This is a genomic window from Phormidium sp. CCY1219 (assembly GCF_055795085.1).
This window is the reverse complement of sequence record NZ_JAYFEQ010000027.1, coordinates 1-309: the sequence shown is the minus strand read 5'-3', so window position 1 is coordinate 309 and position 309 is coordinate 1. Positions and strand designations below refer to the sequence as shown.

Here is a 309-nt window from a genome sequence, read left to right as displayed (position 1 = left end):
CAATCTTTCAACCATAGGCGTAACCATCCTTTCTGTGAATGGGTTTGCAGTATTTGTGGCTAATGCCTGCCACTCTTCCAGAGGCGGTGGTAATATCAAAACTGCCAGACGCACGGCACAGAACCCGTCCTACATAGGAGCCAATTTTCTGGCCGGCCGTGACCGTAGCCGTGACGAGATCGCCAGTCTGAAAACCTTTGTGAATTTGCCTCCTTGAGCGGTGACGAGTCGGGAATCCGTACTTATCTGTCCCGCACATCTGACGAGTTCCATGCCTCTTCGCTCTAATCAGCAACGGTTTTGACGTCA

The 309-nt window shown here is 51.5% G+C and carries 1 pseudogene; it reads right to left on the bottom strand.

Going from position 1 to position 309, the window contains the following annotated elements:
• Positions 1-7: 7 nt before the first annotated feature.
• A pseudogene (locus AC0QH1_RS00305) lies at positions 8-309 on the bottom strand (RNA-guided endonuclease IscB); the annotation flags it as partial.